This window comes from Psychrobacter sp. DM4, assembly GCF_051307035.1.
GTDB lineage: Bacteria > Pseudomonadota > Gammaproteobacteria > Pseudomonadales > Moraxellaceae > Psychrobacter.
This window is the reverse complement of record NZ_CP195536.1, coordinates 2,114,536-2,139,496: the sequence shown is the minus strand read 5'-3', so window position 1 is coordinate 2,139,496 and position 24,961 is coordinate 2,114,536. Positions and strand designations below refer to the sequence as shown.

General features: G+C 44.0%; 25 protein-coding genes. 22 read left to right on the top strand and 3 right to left on the bottom strand.

Annotated features, from left to right (window positions below; genetic code table 11):
- From ACR64G_RS09095 to ACR64G_RS09010, 18 genes are all read left to right on the top strand, one after another.
- Complete coding sequence (locus ACR64G_RS09095) at nucleotides 1-2,475, top strand: molybdopterin cofactor-binding domain-containing protein (RefSeq protein WP_435978982.1); 2,475 nt, start codon at nucleotides 1-3, stop codon at nucleotides 2,473-2,475.
- A gap of 126 nt (nucleotides 2,476-2,601) precedes the next feature.
- Nucleotides 2,602-3,963: an XdhC family protein gene (locus ACR64G_RS09090; protein WP_435978981.1), complete on the top strand. Its 1,362-nt coding sequence runs from the start codon at nucleotides 2,602-2,604 to the stop codon at nucleotides 3,961-3,963.
- Nucleotides 3,960-4,703, top strand: a complete 744-nt coding sequence (locus tag ACR64G_RS09085) for an NTP transferase domain-containing protein (RefSeq protein WP_435978980.1) — start codon at nucleotides 3,960-3,962, stop codon at nucleotides 4,701-4,703. The genes ACR64G_RS09090 and ACR64G_RS09085 overlap by 4 nt, the downstream gene beginning before the upstream one ends.
- Nucleotides 4,704-4,781: 78 nt before the next feature.
- Nucleotides 4,782-6,089 carry a molybdopterin molybdotransferase MoeA gene (locus ACR64G_RS09080; protein ID WP_435978979.1) on the top strand — a complete coding sequence of 436 codons (1,308 nt, stop codon included), beginning with the start codon at nucleotides 4,782-4,784 and terminating at the stop codon, nucleotides 6,087-6,089.
- Nucleotides 6,090-6,309: 220 nt separating this feature from the next.
- The gene (gene moaA / locus ACR64G_RS09075; protein ID WP_435980696.1) at nucleotides 6,310-7,335 is read left to right on the top strand and encodes a GTP 3',8-cyclase MoaA; all 1,026 of its coding nucleotides are present in this window, start codon (nucleotides 6,310-6,312) and stop codon (nucleotides 7,333-7,335) included.
- A 53-nt stretch (nucleotides 7,336-7,388) separates the two neighbouring features.
- A complete protein-coding gene (moaB, locus tag ACR64G_RS09070) occupies nucleotides 7,389-7,919 on the top strand; it encodes a molybdenum cofactor biosynthesis protein B (RefSeq protein WP_435978978.1) in 531 nt (176 codons plus the stop codon).
- 1 nt (nucleotide 7,920) lies between these two features.
- A complete protein-coding gene (gene mobA, locus ACR64G_RS09065; RefSeq protein ID WP_435978977.1) occupies nucleotides 7,921-8,652 on the top strand; it encodes a molybdenum cofactor guanylyltransferase in 732 nt (243 codons plus the stop codon).
- Nucleotides 8,653-8,662: 10 nt separating this feature from the next.
- Nucleotides 8,663-9,184, top strand: coding sequence for a cyclic pyranopterin monophosphate synthase MoaC (moaC, locus tag ACR64G_RS09060; protein WP_435978976.1), 522 nt, complete (start codon nucleotides 8,663-8,665; stop codon nucleotides 9,182-9,184).
- Nucleotides 9,185-9,255: 71 nt separating this feature from the next.
- Nucleotides 9,256-9,561 carry a MoaD/ThiS family protein gene (locus tag ACR64G_RS09055; protein WP_435978975.1) on the top strand — a complete coding sequence of 102 codons (306 nt, stop codon included), beginning with the start codon at nucleotides 9,256-9,258 and terminating at the stop codon, nucleotides 9,559-9,561.
- Between the two features lie 35 nt (nucleotides 9,562-9,596).
- A complete protein-coding gene (locus ACR64G_RS09050; protein WP_435978974.1) occupies nucleotides 9,597-10,088 on the top strand; it encodes a molybdenum cofactor biosynthesis protein MoaE in 492 nt (163 codons plus the stop codon).
- Nucleotides 10,054-10,890 carry a molybdate ABC transporter substrate-binding protein gene (gene modA, locus ACR64G_RS09045; protein WP_435978973.1) on the top strand — a complete coding sequence of 279 codons (837 nt, stop codon included), beginning with the start codon at nucleotides 10,054-10,056 and terminating at the stop codon, nucleotides 10,888-10,890. The genes ACR64G_RS09050 and modA overlap by 35 nt, the downstream gene beginning before the upstream one ends.
- Before the next feature lie 63 nt (nucleotides 10,891-10,953).
- Nucleotides 10,954-11,661 carry a molybdate ABC transporter permease subunit gene (modB, locus tag ACR64G_RS09040; protein WP_435978972.1) on the top strand — a complete coding sequence of 236 codons (708 nt, stop codon included), beginning with the start codon at nucleotides 10,954-10,956 and terminating at the stop codon, nucleotides 11,659-11,661.
- 49 nt (nucleotides 11,662-11,710) lie between these two features.
- The gene (locus ACR64G_RS09035; protein ID WP_435978971.1) at nucleotides 11,711-12,097 is read left to right on the top strand and encodes a tautomerase family protein; all 387 of its coding nucleotides are present in this window, start codon (nucleotides 11,711-11,713) and stop codon (nucleotides 12,095-12,097) included.
- 28 nt (nucleotides 12,098-12,125) lie between these two features.
- Nucleotides 12,126-12,728 carry a GNAT family N-acetyltransferase gene (locus ACR64G_RS09030; RefSeq protein ID WP_435978970.1) on the top strand — a complete coding sequence of 201 codons (603 nt, stop codon included), beginning with the start codon at nucleotides 12,126-12,128 and terminating at the stop codon, nucleotides 12,726-12,728.
- Between the two features lie 381 nt (nucleotides 12,729-13,109).
- Nucleotides 13,110-14,786: a glycosyltransferase family 2 protein gene (locus ACR64G_RS09025; RefSeq protein WP_435978969.1), complete on the top strand. Its 1,677-nt coding sequence runs from the start codon at nucleotides 13,110-13,112 to the stop codon at nucleotides 14,784-14,786.
- Nucleotides 14,787-14,838: 52 nt separating this feature from the next.
- Nucleotides 14,839-16,047 (top strand): glycosyltransferase, encoded by a 1,209-nt coding sequence (locus ACR64G_RS09020; RefSeq protein WP_435978968.1) that lies wholly within the window; start codon nucleotides 14,839-14,841, stop codon nucleotides 16,045-16,047.
- A gap of 121 nt (nucleotides 16,048-16,168) precedes the next feature.
- A complete protein-coding gene (locus ACR64G_RS09015) occupies nucleotides 16,169-17,422 on the top strand; it encodes a hypothetical protein (protein WP_435978967.1) in 1,254 nt (417 codons plus the stop codon).
- Between the two features lie 17 nt (nucleotides 17,423-17,439).
- Nucleotides 17,440-18,402 carry a glycosyltransferase family 2 protein gene (locus tag ACR64G_RS09010; protein ID WP_435978966.1) on the top strand — a complete coding sequence of 321 codons (963 nt, stop codon included), beginning with the start codon at nucleotides 17,440-17,442 and terminating at the stop codon, nucleotides 18,400-18,402.
- Between the two features lie 51 nt (nucleotides 18,403-18,453).
- On the opposite strand, the gene ACR64G_RS09005 is transcribed toward ACR64G_RS09010, so the two are convergent.
- Complete coding sequence (locus ACR64G_RS09005) at nucleotides 18,454-19,245, bottom strand: hypothetical protein (RefSeq protein WP_435978965.1); 792 nt, start codon at nucleotides 19,243-19,245, stop codon at nucleotides 18,454-18,456.
- Nucleotides 19,246-19,885: 640 nt separating this feature from the next.
- Between ACR64G_RS09005 and ACR64G_RS09000 the strand changes: the two genes are divergently transcribed.
- The 4 genes from ACR64G_RS09000 (at nucleotide 19,886) to ACR64G_RS08985 (ending at nucleotide 23,252) form a co-directional block, all read left to right on the top strand.
- Nucleotides 19,886-20,158 (top strand): hypothetical protein, encoded by a 273-nt coding sequence (locus ACR64G_RS09000; protein WP_435978964.1) that lies wholly within the window; start codon nucleotides 19,886-19,888, stop codon nucleotides 20,156-20,158.
- A gap of 717 nt (nucleotides 20,159-20,875) precedes the next feature.
- Entirely contained in the window at nucleotides 20,876-21,700 is an 825-nt protein-coding gene (locus tag ACR64G_RS08995; protein ID WP_435978963.1) for an amino acid ABC transporter substrate-binding protein, read from the top strand.
- Entirely contained in the window at nucleotides 21,700-22,437 is a 738-nt protein-coding gene (locus ACR64G_RS08990) for an amino acid ABC transporter permease (protein ID WP_435978962.1), read from the top strand. The genes ACR64G_RS08995 and ACR64G_RS08990 overlap by 1 nt, the downstream gene beginning before the upstream one ends.
- 71 nt (nucleotides 22,438-22,508) lie before the next feature.
- Nucleotides 22,509-23,252 (top strand): amino acid ABC transporter ATP-binding protein, encoded by a 744-nt coding sequence (locus ACR64G_RS08985; RefSeq protein ID WP_435978961.1) that lies wholly within the window; start codon nucleotides 22,509-22,511, stop codon nucleotides 23,250-23,252.
- A gap of 244 nt (nucleotides 23,253-23,496) precedes the next feature.
- Here the strand turns inward: ACR64G_RS08985 and ACR64G_RS08980 are convergent, their stop codons facing one another.
- Both ACR64G_RS08980 and ACR64G_RS08975 read right to left on the bottom strand, forming a co-directional pair.
- Nucleotides 23,497-23,811 (bottom strand): hypothetical protein, encoded by a 315-nt coding sequence (locus tag ACR64G_RS08980; protein ID WP_435978960.1) that lies wholly within the window; start codon nucleotides 23,809-23,811, stop codon nucleotides 23,497-23,499.
- Between the two features lie 127 nt (nucleotides 23,812-23,938).
- Nucleotides 23,939-24,886: an EamA family transporter gene (locus tag ACR64G_RS08975; RefSeq protein ID WP_435978959.1), complete on the bottom strand. Its 948-nt coding sequence runs from the start codon at nucleotides 24,884-24,886 to the stop codon at nucleotides 23,939-23,941.
- Between the last annotated feature and the right edge of the window lie 75 nt (nucleotides 24,887-24,961).

Here is a 24,961-nt window from a genome sequence, read left to right as displayed (position 1 = left end):
ATGTCATTATTGGACTCAGTACTACCATCAGAATCGACCAAAAAAATGACGATGGATGAGCCTGTCGATACCTTGTTCGATACTACAGCGAGCAAATTGGTAGGCAAACCTATTGATCGCGTTGATGGCTCACTAAAGGTGAGCGGTCAGGCCGCTTATAGCGCCGAGATTCAGCTGGAGAATCAAGCTTACGGCGTATTGGTCAGTGCAACAATTGCCAAGGGTCGCGTCAAAAAGATAGACAGTAGCGCACTAGATAATATTCCTAATATTATCAAAGTAGTCACTGAGCCTGAGCAGTTTTTGCGTAATGCCCAGCAGGGCGGTGCAACTCAAGCACCAACGCAGGGCGTTAGCGAAATTCTCTATCATGGTCAGCCCATAGCTGTCGTCATTGCTGAAACTTTCGAGGCGGCAAGAGAGGGCGCAAATGCTATTAAAGTCATCTATGAAGATGAGACTGATCAGGCAGCATTAGATTTTACTGCTGAGTTATCAGAGGCTCACGAGGTCGATGAAAGTGGTGGCTCAGACAAAAACGTAGAACAAGGTAAACCGGAGCAGAGTCTCAAGGATGCTGCGGTGACCGTTGATCGCCTCTATCATACGCCAAGCCAAAACAGCTCAGCGATGGAGCCGCATGCTACATTGGCACATTGGGAGGGTGATAAGCTTGTTTTACATACGGCTAATCAGATGCTTGCCTCTTGCAAGCAACAGGTTATGGATGCTCTAGATCTAAAGAAAGATCAGGTGCAACTCATTGCTTATTACGTGGGTGGCGGATTTGGGAGCAAACTTGGTATCTCACCTGAATCGATAGCCGCAGCCCTAGCTGCTAAAGAATTGGGTCGTCCCGTACTGATTACGATGACGCGCCCGCAAGTGATGGAGGCGACAATTAGACGCTCGAACACGCGTCAGCGCATTGCTATTGGTTGCAGTGACGATGGCATTATAGATACGATGATTCATGAGACCGTCTCTAGCAATTTGCCAGAAGAAGCCTTTTTTGAGCCAGCCGCACTCTCAACCCACTATATGTATCGCGGTGAGAATCGCCGCGTACATTACAAAAAAGTAGATATGAACCAAGTATTATCCGGCTCTATGCGTGCGCCTGGCGAGGCTGTTGGTATGATCGCCGTTGAATGTGCGATGGATGAGTTAGCAGAAAAGCTCAATTTAGACCCCGTTGAGCTTCGCCGCCGCAACGAACCTCAAAAAGATCCAAGCCAAGACATTCCATTCTCATCGCGTAAGCTTATCGCTTGTATGGAGCAAGGTGCCAAGCAGTTTGGTTGGGATGAGCGCGATGCTACTCCTGCCAGTCGTTTAGAGGGCGATTGGTGGATGGGTATGGGCATGGCTGCGGCTGCTCGCGGTAACCAATTACAGCCATCAGAAGCTCGTGCCACATTACAGGTGGACAACTCCAAAGCGCTTGGTGTAAAAGCCATCATCGAAACTGATATGACTGATATTGGTACTGGTTCTTATACAGTATTCTCCCAAATTGCTGCTGATTTGCTAGGGCTACCTATCGATCATATTGAGATGAAGTTAGGCGATAGTGATCTACCTGCTGCATCAGGCTCAGGTGGCAGTTGGGGCGCTGCTAGTGCAGGTAGCGGTGTATACTTAGCCTGTCAGCAACTGCGTGAGATTATTGCAGATAAGGTTGGTCTTTATCCTGATAATATTCAGTTTGATCATGGTCAAATCAAGCAAGTGGGCGAGCATGAGCCTAGCATGACAGAAATCGCTCTTGATGCTGCTCTTGAAATGGGTAAGGAGAAAGCTGAAGGTTTAGTTAAAAAAGTGTCTGGTTTGGTAGAAAAAGCAACCGAGTTAGCAGATAGAGTGGCTGAAAAGACGGGCTTACCAATTCCAAAATCTAAGGCAGAAGAACTTGATTTTGACAACTCTCAGTCTTATGCCTTGGCAGAGATTATCGCTAAATATGATGATCAAAAAGTCAGTGCTAAAGGTCAAATCAAACCTGGTAAAAATGGTAAAAAATATCGCCAGTCTTCGTTTGGTGCCAACTTCGCTGAAGTCGCAGTACATAAAGTCACAGGTGAGATTCGTGTCAAGCGTATGACAGGCGCATTCGCTGCAGGTCGCATTCTTAACGAAAAAACTGCAACCTCACAGTGCTACGGCGGTATGGTGTTTGGTATCGGTTCGGCACTGATGGAAGAGGTCATTCATGACAAACGCGATGGTCGATTATGCAATCATGACCTTGCTGAGTATCACGTACCCGTCAATGCCGATGTCCCGCAGCTTGAGGTTATTTTGGTAGAAGAGGATGATCCGTATACCAATCCGATGCACATCAAAGGTATAGGCGAGACCGCTATCGCAGGCGCTGCTGCTGCTATTGCCAATGCGGTCTATAATGCGGTTGGCGTGCGAGTGTACGACTTTCCGATTACCTTAGATAAATTGCTCGCTGAAATGCCAGAGTAGTTTTTTAAATTTTGTTTATACAAAAAAACCCGCCTAAGTCGCGGGTTTTTACCTCCTAAATATTCCAAATATAAATATTTATCTATTTATTCAAATATTTTGTATACGTATCAAATTAGAGGCGCTATGAATCAAATCGCTGACATTCTTAAATTAGCCAATGATGCTCAGAGTCAAAACGTTGATGCTGTATTGGCAACGGTCGTCCGCACTGAAGGCTCAGCATATCGCCGTGCTGGTGCTATGATGCTTATATGCGAGGATGGACGTTCGGTTGGGATGATTAGTGGTGGCTGCCTTGAACCACATATTATCAAACGTGCCTTTTGGCTGACTCGTAATGGTGCTAACGTGCAAGTCTATCAAACAGGCGATGATATTGAATACATTGCCAATGGTAAAGCGCGCACTCCTACTAGTGATAGAACCGCTCAAATAGACTCTTTAGAAGTAGATTTAGAGGACGACTATGATAACAGTTTAGACGAGTTAAATTTTGGCTTGGGTTGTAATGGACGTGTGCACGTATTGTTTGAGCGTTTGACCACGGTGACAGCGCTTTTAAATATCATTCATCAAGTTCGACATACGCAGCACCCTGTCACGATAGCTACATTAATTCATACCGCTAACTCTTACGATCGTCAAATGCGAATTGGTATGCGAATTCACTTAGATGATTATAGTCAGTTGGGACAAGTAACAGCCCTTGGTACCGATAGCGCCATTACCAATAGTAACTCAGATCAAACACAGTCTAGTGAACGAAGCGCACTTATCTATACTGCTAAAAAATTAACGCAGCATAAACTGGATAATAAAAATGCCGAATACGTGGTCGTAAAAGATGATGACAATATTCATTCAACCACAGAGTGGCTAGTACAACGATTGGAGCCCCAAATCCGTTTGCTGATTTGCGGGGCAGGTAATGATGTCATGCCGCTAGTCACTATGGCAAAGTTGCAAGATTGGCATGTTACTGTCGTAGACAGTCGCGCGCAATATGCCACGCGTATGCGTTTCCCGCAAGCGGATGACGTCATGCCGCTCGCGTTGGAAGATACCGAAACTTTGCTAAAGCTCAGTAGCAACGCTGCCGTTGCTTTGATGTCGCATAGCCTCAGTCAAGATCGCGCTCGCCTTGCTGTATTACTAGAACATGCCAATTATTATAAGTATCTTGGACAATTGGGCCCGCGCTATCGTACCGAGCGCCTGATTGATGAGATCAGCGCTACTAAATCTGATGCTACTGTCTTAAACGAGGGTGTCGATAAGCTACAGTATCCTATCGGCTATAAACTTGGTGGTGATGGGCCCGAAGCTTTAGCGTTAGGTATTGTGGCGCAGATTAACGCGGTTATGCATAATCAGGTACAGCCAGATGCCTTATCACCAGCAAAGTGGCTAGAAAGTCAAAGTCCTAAAGATAAGCTTTTAAATACGGCAGCTCAGAGGATTGATTCTGCGATGAGCGGTTTATGACTGCTAGCCAATCCATGTCAGCGCTTAACGACTTACAAGCGCAAAACCATGCCGTTATTATTCTAGCAAGTGGTCTGAGTCAGCGTTTAGGTCAAGCAAAACAGTTACTTAAAAAGGAGGGCGAACTCTTAATCTGCTATATGACTAAGCTTGCTTTAGTGACCCAGCCAGAAGCCACTATAATTGTTCTTCCTGAGGGTAATTCATTAATAGTCAGTGCGATTACCGAGTTATCTACTCAGCATGCCATTATTCACACGGTTACGAATCCAACACCCAAAACGGGTATGGCGCATAGCTTGTATTTAGGTGTTGAGGCGTTAAGCCGTTTGGTTAGTGTCGATAGCTGTGATAATTTATTAATCAATCGAGTATTGATTATGGGCGTTGATCAAGTGCTTCTTGATAAAGAACATCTACAAGCTTTGCTGGCAGGGTCGCAGAGGGTAGTTGCCAGCAGTTACAGCAGTCTAAGCAACTTGAGCAATAAGCAAGATTTGGATGAGAAAATTGCTACTAATACCTCTAATAAAGATATCGTCGGATTGCCGCTAGTCATTGATCATGAACTGCTAAATAAATGGCAAGCACTATTAACAGGGGATAAAGGGTTACGTCACCTAATTAGAGGACTGCCAGCTAATCAAATCAGCAGAGTGAACAACCAGCAGCTTAGCTATGACATTGACACGCCTTACCAACTCGCTCATGCTAGAGCGCAAAGATGGATTGATAGTTAGTACAAAGTGGTTTTATATCGCATTTTTGACGTTTAATACTATGAGTTTAATGCTATAAATAAAAAAGAGTAACGCATTATGATTACTATGGAAGCCTTACAGTCAGCAATAAAACAGCGCGTAGAGGGTTATAATAACAACGATTTTGCTCTACAACAAAGAGCCATTAAAACTTGCGCTTTGCAAGACAGCCGCAATCAAATACTAGCACAAGATATTAGCTCGCCTTTTGATGTGCCAAGACAAAACGTATCTGCGATGGATGGATATGCTATCGTACAAGACAGCATAATATCGACAGACAGTACTATAGAAATCGTGGGCGAGTCACAAGCGGGCAGCGCATATAATGGCAAGTTAGCGGCGGGACAGGGCGTACGTATTTTTACAGGCGCGGTCGTACCTGATAGCTGTGATACGGTCATTATGCAAGAGAATACGAACTTTACAGCAATAAAAGACATGCTTGATAAGTCAAAGCCTTATACTATTACGCTGTCGCAAACGGCTCAGATCGATAGCAATATTCGCAAACAAGGCGAAGAGATCGAGTCAGGTGAAGCCGTCTTGAGAGTCGGTAAGCGCATTAACCCTACTGATATTAGCCTGCTTGCAAACTTAGGTATCAGTCACGTCAAGGTTTTTGAGCCACTTATCATAGGTTTGCTCGCAACTGGTGATGAGCTCGTGGCTATTGGTAATGAGCTGACCAGTCTGGCGCAAATATACAACTCCAATACACTAACGCTAAAAACTTTACTGGCAGACTTACCGATTACTATTCGCGATTACGGCATCATTCCTGATAATTTAGATAAGACGACTGCTGCGGTTAATGAGGCCATGCAAGACTGTGATGTACTGATCTCAACCGCTGGCGTATCGGTGGGTGATTATGATTTTTTGACGACAGTTATTGAGCAGCTTGGGCAGATTAATCACTATAAAGTAGCGATGAAACCTGGTAAGCCCTTCGTGTTTGGTGAGTTACTTGGCGAATTAAACAAACAGTTAGACAAGCCCGTATTATACTTTGGTCTGCCTGGTAATCCACTATCCACGGTCGTTGGGGCTCTACAGTTTGTGATACCAGCGCTGTGGCAGATGTCAGGTGCGAGCTTAGCTGAGCAACCGATGCAAATAAACGTCAAAGCTACGCTCACTAATGACATCAAAAAATCTGTCGGTCGCAAAGACTTTCAGCGCGGCGTATTGACGCAAAGCGCGGCAGGCGAGTATCAGGTGGAGTGTTTCTCAAGGCAGCAGTCTCATAGAATAAAACAGCTAAGCCTTGCCAACTGTTTTATTGTATTAGATAAGGACAGTGGCGATGTGGCAGCAAATAGTACAGTAATCGTACAACCTTTTCCTTGGTTACATAGCTAATTATTGGTTGAACAATTAATTTTACGTTTGCCAATTCACTTAAAGATCACTACAAGAAAAGTTGCGGGCAAGCGTTACAATAGAGCGATAGACGATAAGTGCAAGTAGCGCTTACAACTAGCAATACCAATGGCAGTAAATTATGAATGACGATACTCTGAACAAAGACAGTGCTCAACTGTATTCGCCGGCAGCACTCGCTGGAGCTGATAGCTCTGGGATGTCGTTTGTCGCTGTGCCTGCTGTTACTGATCATTCAACTAAGAGCCACCAGCCTTTAACAGATGGTTTTGCCCGTCGTTTGACTTACTTGCGGCTATCGATTACTGATTTTTGTAACTTTCGCTGTGAGTATTGTCTACCTAATGGCTATCAAGGTAAGCGCCCTGACGATGAGCTTAGCATTCCTGAGATTGCCACGCTTATTCGCAGCTTTGCCCAAGTTGGCACCAAAAAGGTGAGAATCACAGGCGGTGAACCCTCCATTCGCCGTGATGTTGTCGAGATTATCCAAACTATTAAGAACACCGCTGGTATAGAAACGGTAGCCATGACTAGTAACGGCTACAAACTTGGTAAGCATTTGGCCAGTTGGCAAGCCGCTGGACTTGATCAGCTCAACATCAGCATGGACAGTTTTGATGCGGCTACCTTTCATAAGATGACAGGCTTTGATACTTTGCCTCAATTGATGACAGATATGGATACCTTATTAGACACTACAGATATCAAACTCAAGATAAACAGTGTGTTGATGGCGGAGACGGCTTTTGAAAACCTGATAACCGCTATCGACTATGTTAAAGATAGGCCCGTCACTTATCGCTTTATAGAATTTATGCAGACTAGTGATAATAGTGATCTGTTTTTTGCCCAGCACGCGCAGTCTGATATTATCATCGATTACTTGCTAGAACAGGGCTGGCAACCCCACGAACGGGGCAGTAGCGATGGCCCAGCGGTTGAGTATAGCCATCCAGATTATAGAGGTCGCATCGGTATGATCGCTCCTTATGCGGCGCACTTTTGTGATACTTGCAATCGCTTGCGGGTCAGTAGCCAAGGCCGTATACATCTGTGCTTATTTGACCAAGGCAGCTATGATATCCGTCAGTACTTGCAAACAAATGATGTGCAAGGCTTAGTCGATACCTTACATAGCTTTATGCCGATCAAACCTGAGCATCATCATTTGCATGATTCTAATAGTGGCATCATGCATAACTTATCGATTATCGGTGGTTAGAGTCAGTCGCCCCATTTTTAAAGTATTAAAATTATATTTCATTAGGAACCTCTATGAGCAAACCCGCTGCCCAGTTTATCCCCCTTAACCTTGCTATTTTAACCGTTTCTGACAGTCGCACGCTGGCAGAGGATACTTCAGGGCAGTATTTAGTAGATAGCTTAACTGAGGCAGGTCATAATTTGGCTGATCGCAAGCTCATTACTGATGATATCTATCAGATTAGAGCGGTGATTAGTGGCTGGATTGCCGATCCAAAAGTGCATGCGGTGATTACCACTGGCGGCACAGGATTTTTTGTCAGAGACAGTATGCCAGAAGCGGTAAGCGTCTTATTTGATAAATCGATTGATGGCTTTGGTGAGATGTTCCGTCTGATCTCAAAAGATGAGATCGGCATGTCAACGGTACAGTCGCGTGCGGTTGCAGGTATGGCAAACAGTACCGGGATTTTTTGTTTGCCAGGCTCATCAGGTGCATGCCGTACAGGCTGGGAGAATATCTTAAAAGAGCAGCTTGATAGCCGTACGCGTCCATGTAATTTTGTACCGCACTTTATGGCACAAAATCCTACTCATAACTGATATGACTGACTCTACAAACCGTTCAACTCGTTTGGCAGGTGTGGTTATCTTAGCAGGCGGCGCATCCAAACGTATGGGCACGCCTAAAGCGGAGCTTATGTTACCAACAGAGGAGCGCGTGCTAGATTATCATGTTAGACAGGCGCTAGACTTGGCTAAGTCTCACATTGGGTACACGCTGCCTATTATGATTGCTGATAATGGTCGCAACTTCAACATTGATTCAGATTTGAGAATCCATGACTTGCACGTACCTCTTATTCATATTGCCGATTACGATAGTGTTGATAATAAAGATCAAAACAATGATGATAAGATTAAGACGGGCGGCGCGTTAGTGGCTATTGAATCCGCTTTGCAGGCTTTGACGAATTTAAAGCCGTGCACACCGTTACATGATGAGTCATGGCTGTTGGTTATGAGCTGCGATAGCTTGATACCTGCTACAGACTTATGGCAGAAACTACAGCATTCAATAAGTCAGTCAACCGATAAAAAAGTAATATGTTTGACTGATGAGAGTCATTTATATCCATTGTTAGGGCTTTATCAGTTGAGCCTTGAGCCTGATCTAAAAGCTTACATTGATAGCGGGCAGCGCCGAGTCATGTCATTTATCGAGCCTATTGTACAGCCTGTACTTTTGGCAAAAAACTGGCAGCATTTGACTAATTTTAATACCCCTAATGAGTTTAAACAGGCCTACGACTCGTTAAGCACTCTAAAAACGTAAGAGACATTCAATGAATAGTAACGTCCAAACAGACAATCAAAATACTGCGACCCAATCTGGATTATCGCACCTAGATAGCGACGGCGATATTACTATGGTTGATGTCAGTGGCAAGACCGCCACAACGCGAGAGGCCAATGCGGCCGGACATGTACGATTTCCAAGCGAGATTTACAAGCAAATAAAAGCCGCTGATGGTATGACCAAAAAGGGCAGTATCACTCAAACCGCTCATATTGCCGGTATCATGGCCGCCAAGCGTACTCATGATTTGATACCACTATGTCATCCATTACCACTCGACAAAATCGGTTTAACCTTTGACTATGATGATAGTTTAAACAGTATCATCGTTAGCGCTACGGTCAAAGTTACTCACAAGACGGGCGTTGAGATGGAAGCACTAACAGCCGTGAGCGTGGCGTGTCTGACTATCTACGACATGACCAAAGCTATATCGCATGATATCGTTATTGATAATGTGCGCTTGATAACCAAAACGGGCGGCAAATCAGAGTATAGTCATGCGTAGCACCGTACCTTTTTTTAGTAATCAACAATGCTACGACCATAAAGCTCGATAGTCTGAAAGAAATGGAGAATATGATGAGCGTTATTAGAGAAACCGAGCCAGTAAGCAAAGCAGCAACCCAAGTCAATACTACTATGAGCATTAAAGTGCTCTACTTTGCTAGTCTAGCCGACGCCGCTAATTGTCAAGAAGAGATCATTAAGGTTGAGCCGTCAACCTCACTAAGCGAACTTTATGAGCATTTAAGTCAAAAGCATGGTTTTAGTCATTCGCAAGAAGAGCTGCGCGTAGCGGTGAATAACTACTTCGCTAGATGGTTAGACCCAATTAATGATGGCGACAGTGTGGTATTTATTACCCCAGTTGCTGGTGGTTAAGTAAGGGTTTTAGACATAAAAAGTAGAGATAATATATGACACACAGTGTCCACAACCATTCGATAACCATCAAACGTAGCATTGATGAGGTATACGCCATCGCCGAGCGCGATGGTTTTGCCTTGTTAGATATCGCCATAGATGAAGACCGTCTCAAAAAAACCCTTGATGATGATCGCTGCGGTGCTTTTGTCTGTTTTGAAGGTCGCGTACGCAATCACAATAATGCGAGCAGTGTTGAGCGCTTGACTTATTATGGTTATGAAGACTTAGCCATTAATCAAGGCCGCGCTATTATTCTCGAGGCCAAACAGCGTTTTGAGATTACTCATGCCATTGCTATCCACCGTATCGGCGCGCTTGAGATTGGTGATGTGGCGGTATGGGTGGGGGTCGTCTCTGCCCATCGTTATCCCGCTTTTGATGCTTGCCGCTGGATACTTGATACGATCAAAGCGGATATTCCAGTATGGAAGCAGGAGTATTATGAAGATGAGCCGTCTAAGTGGCTTAGCAATAATGGTTAAGTTAGCAGCGCTTTTGTGCGCAAGTTTGTTGTTGAGTGCTTGTATGCAACAGAGTGCTACAGATAGAGCCTCTACTAACGACGACACTAAGCAAAATCAGACGTTACGTATTGCTGCCGCTGCTAATTTGTCTGAGGTGTTACCTACTATCATCAAGGGCTATAAAAAGGATAATAACCTGCCTGAGCAAAATATAGAGGTGACTTATGCCTCTTCTGGTAAATTATACGCGCAGATTACAGCAGGTGCACCTTATGATATATTCCTGTCCGCCAATCAGGAGTTTCCAGCTAAACTTGCTGACAGTAGCACTCAAGGCGAAGAGACTCGTGAGCCTTTTACCTATGCACAAGGTCAGCTAGCGCTCTATAGTGTCACTAGCCCTTTAAATGAGCAGGCGCTGACTGATATATTGATGAGCGATACGACTAGTAAGATAGCTATTGCCAATCCTGAACTTGCTCCTTATGGCGCATCGGCGAGATCTTATCTACAAGCGCAAAAAGTATACGATACTGTAGAGCAGCAAAAACGATTAATACAAGCAGAAAATATCGGACAAGCGTTTCAATATGCGCATACAGGTCATGTTAATTATGGCTTTGTAGCACTATCACAACTCATCGCTATCAACGCTGAGCCTAACCAGTTTATTACCTTAGCGCCTGAGTCTTATCCTGCTATTTTGCAAGACGGCATACGCCTCAGTGACGCGTCAGCTGCCATAGACTTTACAGACTATTTGCGCTCATCTGTAGGACAGCGTTACTTCTTACAAGCAGGCTATCTAACGGTTCAGTAGTAATTTTTAGTTAGAATTAAACTTTGTTAACGCCGTTAGTAACGAGCTATGAGAAATGACATTATGATAGATTCATCGCTTATGTCAAACATGCTCAGTCCTTTTTTAGTCAGCCTCAAGCTCGCTACGGTTACTACTTTGTGCCTGCTACTCTTTGCCACACCAATCGCTTATTGGCTCGCTAAACCCAGTCGTGGACAGACGATTGCACGTGTAAAAGTGGTGTTGATGGGTATTGTTGCTATGCCACTTGTCCTGCCGCCTACGGTTATTGGTTTTTACTTATTACTGTTATTAAGCCCTAGCACTGGCATTGGTCACTATCTTCGCGAGCACAATATTAGCCCCTTAATCTTTACCTTTGAAGGTCTGGTTATCGGCTCTATCATTTACTCCCTACCGTTCTTTATTCAGCCCGTTTACGCGCAGTTTTTACGTATCCCACAAAGCGTGATGGAGATGGCGCAACTACTAGAGCCAAGCCGCCTTCGACGTTTTATGACCATCGCATTACCACAAGCAAAGGTCGGTATTGTCTTGGGTAGCTTAATCAGCTTTGCTCATACTATTGGCGAGTTTGGTGTGGTGCTGATGATAGGCGGTAGTATCGCAGGCGAGACCAAAGTGGTCTCTATTGCGATTTATGAGCAAGTCGAAGCGCTCAATTATGACGCGGCGCACATGATGTCTGGCGTTCTGATTATTATGGGTATGATAATGGTGGCGCTTATTGCTAGTGTTAGCCGTCTAAACCTGCGTCCAAATAGATAAGATTTAGAGACTAAAATCATAGCAACAACTATACGAGGACAAGTAAGAGATGATCGTAGTGTATGGTATCAAAGAGCACTTAAACCCCATCAAACGTAAGCTATCAGAGATCATTCATAGTTGCATGATGTCTGTCCTTGGGCTACCAGAGGGCAAGCGTGCACAGCGTTTTATGCCTATGGATGCCGAAGATTTCTATTATCCTAGCGATCGCTCAGCGGCTTATACTGTCATTGAGATCAACATGATGGCAGGACGTACTATCGCCACACAAAAGGCGCTGATTAAAGCATTATTTAAGCAGATTGAAGCGCAGGTAGGGATAGCACCGATAGATATCGAGATCACCATAAAAGAGCAGCCTGCGCACTGCTGGGGTTTTCGCGGTATCACAGGTGACGAAGCGCGTGATTTAAGTTATAACATTACAGTGTGACTTATACTAGATGAGGTAAGACGGTAGCATGACAGCTAAGATAAAGATGTCAGAGGCGGGCATATCAACACGTGTGACAGAGCGTCTGATACTTAGACAATGGCAGCCAAGTGACTACGCTGATTTTGCGCAAATGAATGCCGATACTGAGGTCATGAGATATTTTCCCAAACGACTCTCCTCTGCGCAGAGCGATGTGATTGCCAATAAGTGCCAGCAACTTATTGAAGATAACGGTTGGGGATTTTGGGTCGTGAGCCTAAAAGAGACTAATAAATTCATCGGTATGGTTGGCTTAAATGAGACTCACGCAGATATGCCGTTTGCACCAAGTGTCGAGATAGGTTGGCGTTTGCAAAAGAGATATTGGGGACAAGGGTATGCCACTGAAGCGGCGCGCGCAGCTCTATGCTTTGCCTTTAATGATCTTAAACTTGATGCAGTCGTGGCCTTCACTGCCGTTATTAATGAGCACTCACAAATGATTATGAAGCGTATCGGTATGAGTAACACGCAAGATGACTTTTATCATCCTATGCTTGACTCTGATCATCCACTCGCCAAGCATGTACTCTTCAAAATTATGCAAGATGACTGGCGAGAGATCACTACTATGGTCGGCTCGATATAAGGCAATTGCAGCGGCTAATACTATCAGGTTTAAACATGGCGCTGATGCCTTGAGCGCCTATAGTGCTCCGAACCAAACGTCTATTTTTCTATCGTAGTAAATAAGCATTTTGCATAGTAAGTTAAGCAGTCGTCTACCCAAAAGGTAGGCATTTTTCTGATTAAACTGTAATGCTCATTATCCTTGACTAGACTCCTGCTAAAGTTTTTTGGCGTGTAAGTAGCTAATTTAAAAATACCTCTACACTTCTTACTCAGCGTTACATTTATTCAGGATTTTAGACATAGCGTCAGTAATTATTGATCTTCTTTATAGCTATCATTGAATCACTTTTTGATATTACACACTACTAGGTGGTGGATATGCAGCTAGGGATAGAACATGATGATCAGTAAGGAGTTAAATAATACTCAAAGTGCGCTTAGGATACTCGGTGACACTATAATAAAAAACAGACCTGCCAAAGACAGCAAGTCGCCCATAAAAAAGGCAAACGATTTAATTCATGTCGATACTTCCTACACTCATACTCAAAACCTTCAAGATAATTCTTTTGTAAGTGATAACCCTCTTCCAATTAGCCCTTCTATAGCACTTAGTTACCAGTTGATTATACGTGCTGAACCTATCGCTTTAGTACTGGCTACTATTCGCTCGTTACTCGCTATCAAAGAGGTCAATGATGAGATCATTATTATTGACAATAATCATACTCAAAGAGAGTTGTATGAGCCTTTAGCTGATTTTTGCGACACGCTTGATGATGCGCTACACGTACACTTTTATCATATCGATGCGGTAGAGGGCTTCAAAGCAGGCGCGCTCAATTTGGCACTTGGACTTATGAATCCAAACTGTAGTCATATCGTCGTCGTTGATAGCGATTATCAGGCTCTGCCAAAAGCGAGAGAGGCTATTGTCGCTGCCATAGATGAATATCCTACTCACGCACTACTACAGTTCCCGCAGTTTTATCGTGACGCAGGACGCGCTGATATTCATAGCGAGCTCAACCATTACTTCAACTATCATTTGTATCGAGATTTTAATAGTGAGCGCGCGCTATCAACGGGCACTTACGCAGTCATTCGTCGCCGCGCTTTGCTAGATATTGGTGGCTGGTCTGGGGCGTCAATCACTGAAGATGCCCAGATGGGCGTGCTGATGCACCGTATGGGCCTTCAAAGCCGTTTTATACCTAAAGTCATTGCCACAGGCGTATTGCCAAATACCTTTTGTGATTTGATTGCTCAGCGTCAACGCTGGGTCTATGGTAATGCGCAAGTGCTCAATACTTACTTTGATTCACGTATAGCGTCTGATTCAACAGTCAGAAATATTACACACAAAGATTTAAGTTATATGCGTGCGCACTTATCTCAGCTGAGTGCTTGGATTAATTTTACAGGTATCTTTATCCTCCTTCATCTTTGTACGCAGCTGATCGTACTGAGTGTACTGGTGATAGGGGTAAATGCTGATATGTCTGTATTACTTGCTCCTTTATATATCGTTTATGCTGCTTATGGTGTTTTTCTATTCAGACGATTGTGGGCTTATTGCCAAGACAAATCGCCCTTAAACCAGCAAGTTGATAGCCGCTATGCACCAGATCTCTACAAGAGGCTACGCGCTTGGGCTTTGCATCTAAATTTTTGGGAGGTTGGCGCGTTATCTTGGCTGCCTGTACTTTGGGGCCGTGACAAACCATTCGTCTGTACGCCCAAACAAGATATCGCTCGTACTCGCAAGACAGTGCGCCGTGCCAATATTAGTGCTTTACCAAAGTTATTACTTATACTTAATATAGCGACAGTAGTCCTGACATCTCCGTGGTCAGCGCTTTACTCTCCTGTGCTGTTTTTTTGCGCGTTAATGATTACTCTAATAAAGCTATGGTCGGCAAAAGTAGCTTTTGATAACTACGGTTATACTACTATTATCAGCGAACCTTTAACGACTAAAAGCACCCTATCTAACAGAGCATCAAAAAGTATTAACGAGTCTGTCTCTACTACTTTTGATACCAAGAAGTTACACGAGTCAGAACACTTCTGATGCCGTTTTCTATACTTTTCATTTTACGTATATAGATACTCGTACCTTGGATATGACTGCTAACAAGTCTTATATACCTGATTATACTCAAACTATTAACTCACTAAGTGGAACCCCAAAAAAGATGCATATCGCTATCATCGCCCATTCTTTATACCCTATTGCACAGCCTTATGCAGGCGGTCTTGAGATGATTACTGAGCTTATTTGTAATGAGTTGGTCGCTCAAGGACATGACGTATTGCTATATGCGCACGCTGAGAGCCAAACGAATGCCACGCTCATACCGTTTATGACGCGAACGCAGTTTGATGCGCTCGTTTACGAGAATGAGCATGATTCGGTCGGTATGAGCCGTGAAGAGCTATATCAGTATTTGGTCTATCAGCATGCCATGCGCGATATTATCAGTCGTGATGAGCAAGGTTTAATTGATGTCGTCCACAACCATAGCTTGCATCATATCCCAATGATGATGGGGCAGGCGCTTGGCGCACGGTGCTTTACGACTTTTCATACGCCGATTTTTCCGCAGCTGCGTCTGGCGCTGCTAACACTACGCCAAGGCACACAAACCCAGTTCACTGCGATCAGTAGTCATCAGCGGCAGCTATTTGCTGAGTTCGTGCCTTCTCAAGTGGTCTATAACGGTATCGATGTTCAATCGTTTACAGCCAACGTTCAGCCTATTGAAGACGAGGTTTATTTTTGGTACGGGCGCATCTGTATTGAAAAGGGGACACATCTAGCTATGGCGTACTGCAAAGCAGCAGGCAAGCGCCTGATCATTGCTGGACCTAAAAGCAATCAGGAATATTTCGATGAGTATGTGGCGCCCTTACTAGAAGAAGATGAGCTTGATGGGTCTTTGTTCGATTATGTGGGTCATCTGAGTAAAGACCAAATTAATGAGCATCTGAGTCAAGTTACCGCTATGCTATTTACTAGCACTTGGGATGAGCCTTATGGATTGACTTTGGCGGAGAGTTTGGCTTGCGGTACGCCAGTCATAGGTTTTGATGTTGGGGCGAGTCAGGAGATTATCACACCTACGACGGGTATTATCGTACCCAAAATGGACCAAGAAGCCTTTATTCAAGCCTTTGATACTATCCAAGATATTTCTCGCGCGGCATGTCGCTTGCGTGCTGAGCAGTTTTGTTCTGTCGCTGCAATGGTCGATGGTTATCTGAGCCTATACGAGCAGGCCTTAGAGAATAGTCGTAGTGTTCATACTCAGAGTCAAGCCTTGTCCTTTTAGATAATACTTATTATTTGGGCTTGGGGCGTAAGTTTGAATATTGGTTTAACCTATTAAAAATCTTCCAAAAAACAGACTGAATTGATTCATTACTTAAGCAAAAAACCTTAGGATATCCTCTATGCGTATCGGCTACTATGCTCATCATCATGGCTCAGGCCACTGCCGCCAAGCGGATAAACTGGCGGCTTTGTTACCACTTGCATTGCGTAAGCAGATGACTGTATTCACTAGCCTGTCTGACGAGGGTTATCACTTTAGCACGATAACTGATGAGCAAATGGTACGGTTGAGCGCTGAGGATCAGCTGCCAGAGGAGGTATTGCCAGGACGAGCAGGGGACTATTGGCAGCCAAGTAGCTTGCATTATTCACCCGTTGGCAATGTCAATATTCAAACCCGTAGTTGTCAACTCATTGATGGCATTCGTCAGCGTCAGATTGATTTGATGATTATTGATGTGAGCGTCGAAGTCGCTATGTTATGTCGCACTGCTAGCGTGCCCTACTTGTATGTGAGACTGGCAGGCGAGCGTAATGACGCGCCACATCTAAATGCTTTTGCAGGCGCGCTTGGACTATTGGCTCCTTACCCAAAGGTATTAGAAGCGGCAGCAACGCCGGACTGGGTACGCCAAAAAACACTATATCTGGATTTCATGCCTGATAAAACAGATAAGCCGTTATCCTTGACGTCTTTCATAGACAAACTAACAACGCTCACAACTGATAGTGCTATCCACGAGCGGTTGGACGCTCATTTGGACGCTGCTGATAATTTCGCTGAAGATAATTTTAAGAAGCAAGACATTGTTACCGTAATCAAAGGTTATGGTGGGCACGACGCTATTGATGCCAAGCTACCAGAGTTACGCCGCCTATTACCAAATGCGCTGATTATATCGCTTGGGCCTATCAATGATGAGAGGCGTAATTGTGTCGATATCGCCGCTCATGTGGATGATGTGACTCCATTTATTGCTCATAGCGATCTGCTGCTGATGGCGTGTGGTTTGAACGGTATTGCGCAAGCTTATGATTACGCGACACCGCTTGTAGTATTGCCAGATCAGCGTCCACACCGTGAGCAAGACGTCATGGCAGAGGCGTTGATTGGACAAGGTCGCGCTTTGAGTTGGGCGCAATTCACGGCCCAAATGACAGATTTGGATAGTCAAGACGTATCATCTTCTCTGTTCACTCCCAGTGAATCGATTAGCGATAAATCGACTAACAAAGAAAAAACTCCTTTGATCGGTCATCCAACTAGCACCCCTGCACAAAACTTTATGGATAGTATCGGTGACTATGCTTCTGTCAAAACTTGGTTTGAGGATTGGTTATTGCCGCAATGTGGTATAAAACCTGAAAGATAATAAGAGTAAACGTATTTATGACGACTAAAGTAAAAAACGCCACTCATAACGCTATGCCCGCGAGCGTACCTTTGAGCATAGTAACCACCTGCTACGGACGCAACCGCCACCTCTATAATTTACTAAGTAGCTTGGCTAACGGTAGTGTCAGACCAAGTGAGGTCATTATCGTTAATGATGATGCCGAGACTGAGCGCTTAGCAGAATATGATTTGAATATCATTAAGATTGCAACGACTGAGGATGGGGTCGCAGATAGCGCGTCATTTGATATTGGTCGTAACCGTAATCTTGGCGCTGCGCGCGCTACATATGATGCGATGATTTTTTTGGATGTGGATTGTATTGTCGCACCAACTTTTATAGAGCAGTTGTATAGTAAGCTTCAAGCACATCCCAAAGCCTTACTCATGGGTCAACCGCGCTATCTAACCCGCCCTTTGACAGACGATGAGGGCAGCCAGCTACAACAAGGTAAATTAACAGCCGACTTTTTAGACAAGCTGTCCGTATTTAACCCTTATCGGGATAACTTTGATTTACAGCATCATGGTAAGTCTATTAAGCAGACGCAAGATTACGGCGCATTTTGGAGCCTTTGTTTTGCGATAATGCGTCCTCAGTTTGAGCAGATTGGGGGGTTTGATACTGACTATGTCGGCTACGGCGCGGAGGACACCGATTTCGCTTTTGTGGCACGCGCGCTTGGTATCGACTTTTATTTAACGGACAATGTGATTTACCATCAACAGCATAGCGTGTATCGGCCACCGCTCAATCATTTGGACAGCATTGTGATTAATGCCAATCGATTTTATGAAAAGTGGCAGCATTGGCCGATGGCAGGATGGCTGACAGAGTTTGCACAGTTGCAATTGATTGACTGGCAGGAGACGCAGACGATGGCAATTGGTATCAAAAGGCAACCAAACGAGGCTGAAATTCTTGCGGCGCATTGTCCAGATGCGCCTTATGTGTAAATGGCTGAGTTAGCCTATATTCATCAGCACGGGTTTGCTGGCATTAATCAACTAATACTGACGAATAATCTCAACCCCATGAGGCGGCGTGGCAAGCTCTTGTCTCTCAAACGCCCAATTATGACCTTCCCAAAAGTTCGCGGTTTTATTCTCATTATTGAAGCCTAACATGACTATGGATATCGGAGTATCAGCATTTTTCTGCTGTTGCACCTCCAAGCATGCCGCTAGTAGTAGACGATATAACAAAAACCCTGATGTCGGCGCAGAAGAGTGAATATCAGCAAATACAGGGTAATCCGCCACTACGCTATGTTGCTCTGACAATACGCCGCAATGCTCTTGACTCCGCAGTAACTTATCGAGTGGCTTTGGAATCTCTAGCACTCGGTTAGCGGTGATCGGATCATCATTGGGTCTGGGGTCGTCGCTTGGCAGAGGGAACTGATAGTCAGTGTTCCCAAATAACATACCAAGCGTCGCATGTTTTGTCATTTCGAGTATCGCGGTCAAATTATTGCTGCGTGGCGGTAAGCCAAAATGCAATAAGCTGTCGCCATTTTGTCTAAAGAATAAGAGCTTCGGTAGATCTTTAGCACTAGGATGATAAGCAAAAAACTCAGCATGAATAAAGTCGTTAAACAAAACCAGCATATCAGTAGGTTGCAATAGGGCTTCAAGTTTGGCCTGAGTGATCGAAGGATTGTTCGCGATTACAATAATGCGTTGTCGATCTAACAGCGTGTCTTGTATCACAGGAGGGAGTGTTTGATAAGGAGAGTAAAGAATATCTGAATAATAGTAATCGTCGTTTAAGGCTGCGGTCTGATACGTGCTTTGCATAGGTAATAAGGGTCTCATGAATAGAAATATAAATTGGCTTGTAATGCTGACGTATTATAGCGTTCGAGGATAAAAATAAGTTGATTATGTATGGACTCAGCGTACAAATTTATAGTTGATTTCTATAAACAGAATCCTTGCGTTTTGCGATCTATATATTCTGAAGATACGCGTTAAAAACGCTACTTTATGAGCAATAGGGTGATAGAAATAAGAAGATAATCATGCGTGATTTTTTAGTAAACCTAAACTTATAACGTTAGGCGCTAGTCTGACAGCTGTGATTAAAGCCGTAAAAGCTCAAGCGAGTAGCCAATAGTCAAATGTTTGAAATAGTATTCAAAAACAATCGCAAATAGGTTAATTCTCTAACCTACTATGAAATTGATATGCTCAAGGGTGAACAAATCGAGCGTAGAATGAAATATTAAACTTGCTTTGAGTCTATGAGTTACAAGCGTAGAGACAAAAAATCTGCTAATGCTCATTGATATGTTTTTTGTGGATGAGTTTTACAAATTATATGACATTAATATAATTCATCTTATAACAAGTAAGTTGATTTTTATTCACTATACAAGTCCGCTATGATTGCTCCATCGAAATAGTCATTCTAATTTTTCTATCGATGGAGTACAACATGACAGCCAGCAACCAAGTTTCTAATAGCAGCCAAGCCGCTAAGATTTCAGCTCACATCCTAGGCTATCCCCGTATCGGCGATAAACGTCAGACCAAGTTTGCCCTTGAGCATTATTGGCAAGGCAAAAACGACTACTCAAGCGGCATTGCCCACTATGATTTAGTACTTAGCCAAGCAGTCGCTTTTGGCGTACAACCGCCGCTCTTGCAACTGCGCAATATGGTTGAGATGACCCACATCGTACGTCAAAAATATGCAACTGCTGCATAACATGTTTATTCGATAGTCTGTTAATTATGATTCATAATAAAGCCTCAATCCTATACTGGTTGGGGCTTTTTGGTTGTAGATAGTCTTGTGACTGCTCACTGTTTTTACACAGTTATTTTTGTCAAAAGTATATGAACTAGACACTACTTTAAGTATCAGCGATTTATTTTGTTTACTCTTATTTTTTATAGAAAACTAGGGCGTGTTTGATCTTTCGATCATGGCACTGATAGAGACTATTTTTTAGGTGCTGCTCTTAAATTAGAAGCAAGATAAAAATAGTAAGACGAGTCTTGTAAGCGTCTATTTTTATCAAAGGAGCGGCAAAAAAGAGTCCTGTCTCCACTCAAGCACAGCTCTCGCCTTGCGAACGGGCAAAGCAGTGCTTTGCTCAATCCGTTCTCAGAGTTGATGCTAAAACTTCTCCCCAGCTCTATATAAGCAGTGTGTTACAAGTCTAGTTAAGGTCTAGACATTATCTTCAACTTGCGCCGTGTCTGGAACCATTTTAGTGATCAGCAGTGCTCGTTTATGAATTATCAAACACGCCCTAATAGAAGAAAAATAATATAAAATAGTATTGAAAGATACCAGCATTATCCTCAAATCTGGCAATCAGAGCCAAGTAATACAGTACCTATATGGGTTGTATAATATGGTTTTATAAAACTTTGTTTGCCTTATGCATTTTTGCTTTATTCATTTTAAGGACGCCCTATGAAACGTCGCACTCTTTTGGCCCTTGCCGCCAGTACCATACTACTTGCCGCTTGTGGTCAGTCAACCACCACTAATAGCAATGAGGCAGATAGCGCTGCTGGATCTGATCTACTACAACGTATTAATAGTGGTGGAACTATCAACGTCGGTACCGAAGGCACTTATCCGCCGTTTACTTATCATGACGAGAGTGGGGCGCTGACCGGTTACGATGTCGAAGTGACTCGCGCGGTCGCTGACAAATTAGGAGTGGACGTCGATTTTAAAGAAACCCAGTGGGATGCAATGCTAGCAGGTCTTGACTCAAAACGCTTTGATATGGTTGCCAATCAAGTCAGTCTAACGACCCCTGAGCGCTTAGCAAAATACGATAAATCACAAGCATATAGCTGGTCGGGTGCTGTAGTGTTGGCAGCGAAGGCTGATAGTCGCTATAACTCGTGGGAAGGTCTAAAAGGTTTGCGTAGTGCGCAATCACTCAGCAGTAATTATGGTGAGCTGGCAGAGAATTATGAAGCAGAAGTCATTCCAGTCGAAGGAATGGCACAAGCGATTCAACTGGTCAAGCAAGACCGCGCTGACTTTACGATGAATGATAATCTTGCAGTACTCGATTATTTGAAGAAATTCCCAGATAGCGATCTTGAGATAAAATTGGTAGCGCCTGCTAGTGAGCAGACAGGTTCAGGTTTAGTACTGCTCAAAGGTGACGATGCTGTAGTCGCAAAACTAGACAAAGCAATGGCTGCTCTAGCAGCTGATGGAACGCTGACGAAGCTGAGTCAGGAGTTCTTTGGTGCTGATATAAGCCAGCAAAAATAATGCTAGCGTCTATAACCTCAGTGCTCGCTGAGCTATTAGCATTACTGCCATTTATGGATGCGGATCGGGCGCAGATTGTTATTAATTCGTTCTGGCCAATGCTCAAAGGCGGTATCTACTACTCGATACCGCTAGCACTGATCTCCTTTGCTATTGGTATGGCTATAGCGCTGACAGTAGCGCTGATTCGTATCGTGCCGCGTGCAGGCTGGTTCCATGAAGTTATCTATAGGCTGGCTCGTATTTATGTCTCTGCTATTCGCGGAACACCGATGCTCGTACAGCTGTTTATCATCTTTTATGGACTACCAAGTATAGGGCTCAAACTCGATCCTTTTCCCTCCGCGATTATTGCCTTTTCACTGAACATCGGTGCATATGCGTCAGAGACGGTGCGCGCCTCGATTTTATCGATTCCAAAGGGTCAGTGGGAAGCGGGGTCGACTGTTGGACTTACGTACTTACAGACCTTTCGTCACGTGATTTTGCCACAAGCGCTACGGGTCTCCGTACCACCGTTATCCAATACGTTTATTAGCTTAGTAAAAGACACCTCACTTGCCTCATTAGTGCTGGTCACTGAGCTGTTTAAGCAAGCGCAGATCATTACCGCGCGCAACTATGAGTTCATGCTCGTCTATACCGAAGCTGCGGTGATTTATTGGGGTATTTGTCTGTTTTTGACCTTTATCCAAGGTAAGCTTGAGACGCGACTTGATCGCTATGTGGCTAAATAACGTCACTGCTTATCTTACAGTTTACTCGTACCCATTTAATTAGCATTTTCAATCTGTCAGCGGAAACGGTTATGATTCAAGTCAGCAATATTCACAAAGCCTTTGGTAGTAATCAAGTGCTCAAAGGTATCGATTTGACCATTCACAAAGGTCAAGTGGTGGTGATATTAGGGCCATCAGGGTCAGGTAAAACGACCTTTTTGCGCTGTCTAAACGCGCTTGAGATTCCAGATCAAGGCGTTATTGCGTTCGATGATGGCAGTTTGACAGTCGACTTTGCTACCAAACCCAAAAAGAAGACCTTGCTTGCACTACAACGTAAAGCGGGCATGGTCTTTCAGTCGTATAATCTGTTCCCGCACAAAACCGCGATTGAGAATCTAATGTTAGGGCCGACGGTGGTACAAAATCAGACCAAAGCGCAGGCTCGAAAGCAAGCTTTGGGACTACTTGACAAGGTTGGTCTCTCGGACAAAGCCGATTTGTACCCGTTTCAATTGTCTGGGGGTCAGCAGCAACGCGTAGGTATCGCGCGCGCGCTGGCTATTGAGCCATCCTTGCTATTGTTCGATGAGCCGACCTCGGCTCTCGATCCCGAGTTGGTACAAGACGTGCTTGGAACGATGAAGCAGCTGGCCTCTGAGGGCTGGACGATGGTCGTTGTGACCCACGAGATTAACTTTGCGCGTGATGTCGCAGATCATGTGGTGTTGATTGAAGATGGTCATGTGGTCGAAGAGGGTAGTGCGCAGCAGTTATTTGAGGATTCAAAGCATCCGCGTACGCAAGCGTTTTTGCAGCGAATTAGTGAATAGGTTGCCCTTACCACTTACTTAACATCGTTATTTAATGACTATTTAATAGTTTCTTGAGTATGTTTGATAGGTCATATACATGCTTTAATCAATCCACAACAAATAATCAGTCATACGCCGCTCATTGCTCTGTATAAAACAAACCTGTTCTACTTGGTTTCTAGGTAGATGATCGACATCAGCACCGCAAATATCTGAGCGCTGTTTGATCCACTCTCGTCGCTCCTTTTTTAATTCGGTAGCATTATCCTGCCCATATAGCCGTTTGACTATCACTGATAGTCGTACGATAGCTGTCGTTTAGTTCTTTATCTGAAGTTTGATAAACACGATCAACCCGTTTCGATTGTGAGACTAATGGCAAGTAAGTCGCGTTCTCTTGATAAAGTAGGGTTGTGCTATCCGTCGTCCAGTTGCTAGAGACATATAATTCTTTAGCGCTAGGATCTATATAACCGCTAAAGTCTTCGTCTTCAAAGGTATAATCTTGAAACCTGCAAGGCGTTACGCCGTCTTTGTACAAAGCTGATGAGTTGATATAAGCACTGTTATTCCCCATTATTCTCACTAAGCCCTATTTATTAACTTAGAGGCTTTATCTTAAGTCAAAATAATAGTTTCAACATAACTTTTTTTATTTCCTATTTGAACAACAGCAGTTGCCTTATAGAGATTAGAAAATAAGACTAAACTTTTTGCCGCCTCTGTAACCAACGAGGCACGCGCGTCGTCGTACCATTCAATAGAGCATTAAATAAAGCGGCGAGTAAAATTAACAGGACACCGACGTACTGAATCCATCCGAGCGATTGGTTAAATAATAAGATAGCTAAGGCAATAGCCGTTAATGGCTCAAAAATAGTAAACACGGACGCTCGGGTAGCAGGTAGCTTCTCTAATGCTTTCATATATAGCGCAAATGGCACTACTGTGCCAATCAAAGATAATCCAATAGCAAAAGTCCAAGTCTGCAACGGCAAGCTGAATAACTTATAGTACGTCCGATAAGTGTCAGGCAATAGCAGTAGAACGCTAGCACTAATGACGATAGAGGTAAAGAAGACTAAGGGAGCAGGATGCGCATCATGCATCGCGCGTTTACCAAGTACGCCATACAATGAATAACAAATTCCTGCTAGCAGACCCAATACGATGCCCCAGTTGATCTGTGCCTCATCGCCTAACATCGTTAACCCGACGCCGAACACGGCGACCAACGCTAAGAGTCCGGACTTGCGAGTGATAGATTCGTTCAGTAATAATGCTGAAAATAGTAAGCTAAAAACCGGTGCGGTGTAAAGTAGAGCAACAGCAGGGCCAGCACCGACGTATATTACGGCAAAAAAGTAGCACAACGACATACCCAATACACCAATTAACGACTGTATCGCTAAGCCAAGCCACTGTTTTGCTCGTAGTTTGCGTAGATTAGGCCATAACTTAGGCAGCATAACGAGTATGATCAAAGCGGCAGTCACGACTCGCAAGATCGTAGTTTGCCAACCGCTAAAACCCGCTTGATTAAGGTACGTCGAAAATATGCCCAGCGTACCCCAACAAATCGCTGCGGTAATAATCTGAATAGTCCCTATCCATGACTGCCACGCTGAGAGTGTGTTACCAGTGTTTGCCATACCATTCTCTTTTTAATATCTAATTATCGCATTGTTTTGTGAGGTTTTTGGTCGCTCAAGACTTCTAAATGGCCG

Bases quoted from the DNA above. Each gene is read 5' to 3' on its own strand.
- ACR64G_RS09095 (WP_435978982.1), top strand. From the start codon at position 1: ATGTCATTATTGGACTCAGTACTACCATCAGAATCGACCAAAAAAATG.
- ACR64G_RS09090 (WP_435978981.1), top strand. From the start codon at position 2,602: ATGAATCAAATCGCTGACATTCTTAAATTAGCCAATGATGCTCAGAGT.
- ACR64G_RS09085 (WP_435978980.1), top strand. From the start codon at position 3,960: ATGACTGCTAGCCAATCCATGTCAGCGCTTAACGACTTACAAGCGCAA.
- ACR64G_RS09080 (WP_435978979.1), top strand. From the start codon at position 4,782: ATGATTACTATGGAAGCCTTACAGTCAGCAATAAAACAGCGCGTAGAG.
- moaA (WP_435980696.1), top strand. From the start codon at position 6,310: ATGTCGTTTGTCGCTGTGCCTGCTGTTACTGATCATTCAACTAAGAGC.
- moaB (WP_435978978.1), top strand. From the start codon at position 7,389: ATGAGCAAACCCGCTGCCCAGTTTATCCCCCTTAACCTTGCTATTTTA.
- mobA (WP_435978977.1), top strand. From the start codon at position 7,921: ATGACTGACTCTACAAACCGTTCAACTCGTTTGGCAGGTGTGGTTATC.
- moaC (WP_435978976.1), top strand. From the start codon at position 8,663: ATGAATAGTAACGTCCAAACAGACAATCAAAATACTGCGACCCAATCT.
- ACR64G_RS09055 (WP_435978975.1), top strand. From the start codon at position 9,256: ATGATGAGCGTTATTAGAGAAACCGAGCCAGTAAGCAAAGCAGCAACC.
- ACR64G_RS09050 (WP_435978974.1), top strand. From the start codon at position 9,597: ATGACACACAGTGTCCACAACCATTCGATAACCATCAAACGTAGCATT.
- modA (WP_435978973.1), top strand. From the start codon at position 10,054: ATGAGCCGTCTAAGTGGCTTAGCAATAATGGTTAAGTTAGCAGCGCTT.
- modB (WP_435978972.1), top strand. From the start codon at position 10,954: ATGATAGATTCATCGCTTATGTCAAACATGCTCAGTCCTTTTTTAGTC.
- ACR64G_RS09035 (WP_435978971.1), top strand. From the start codon at position 11,711: ATGATCGTAGTGTATGGTATCAAAGAGCACTTAAACCCCATCAAACGT.
- ACR64G_RS09030 (WP_435978970.1), top strand. From the start codon at position 12,126: ATGACAGCTAAGATAAAGATGTCAGAGGCGGGCATATCAACACGTGTG.
- ACR64G_RS09025 (WP_435978969.1), top strand. From the start codon at position 13,110: ATGATGATCAGTAAGGAGTTAAATAATACTCAAAGTGCGCTTAGGATA.
- ACR64G_RS09020 (WP_435978968.1), top strand. From the start codon at position 14,839: ATGACTGCTAACAAGTCTTATATACCTGATTATACTCAAACTATTAAC.
- ACR64G_RS09015 (WP_435978967.1), top strand. From the start codon at position 16,169: ATGCGTATCGGCTACTATGCTCATCATCATGGCTCAGGCCACTGCCGC.
- ACR64G_RS09010 (WP_435978966.1), top strand. From the start codon at position 17,440: ATGACGACTAAAGTAAAAAACGCCACTCATAACGCTATGCCCGCGAGC.
- ACR64G_RS09005 (WP_435978965.1), bottom strand. From the start codon at position 19,245: ATGCAAAGCACGTATCAGACCGCAGCCTTAAACGACGATTACTATTAT.
- ACR64G_RS09000 (WP_435978964.1), top strand. From the start codon at position 19,886: ATGACAGCCAGCAACCAAGTTTCTAATAGCAGCCAAGCCGCTAAGATT.
- ACR64G_RS08995 (WP_435978963.1), top strand. From the start codon at position 20,876: ATGAAACGTCGCACTCTTTTGGCCCTTGCCGCCAGTACCATACTACTT.
- ACR64G_RS08990 (WP_435978962.1), top strand. From the start codon at position 21,700: ATGCTAGCGTCTATAACCTCAGTGCTCGCTGAGCTATTAGCATTACTG.
- ACR64G_RS08985 (WP_435978961.1), top strand. From the start codon at position 22,509: ATGATTCAAGTCAGCAATATTCACAAAGCCTTTGGTAGTAATCAAGTG.
- ACR64G_RS08980 (WP_435978960.1), bottom strand. From the start codon at position 23,811: ATGGGGAATAACAGTGCTTATATCAACTCATCAGCTTTGTACAAAGAC.
- ACR64G_RS08975 (WP_435978959.1), bottom strand. From the start codon at position 24,886: ATGGCAAACACTGGTAACACACTCTCAGCGTGGCAGTCATGGATAGGG.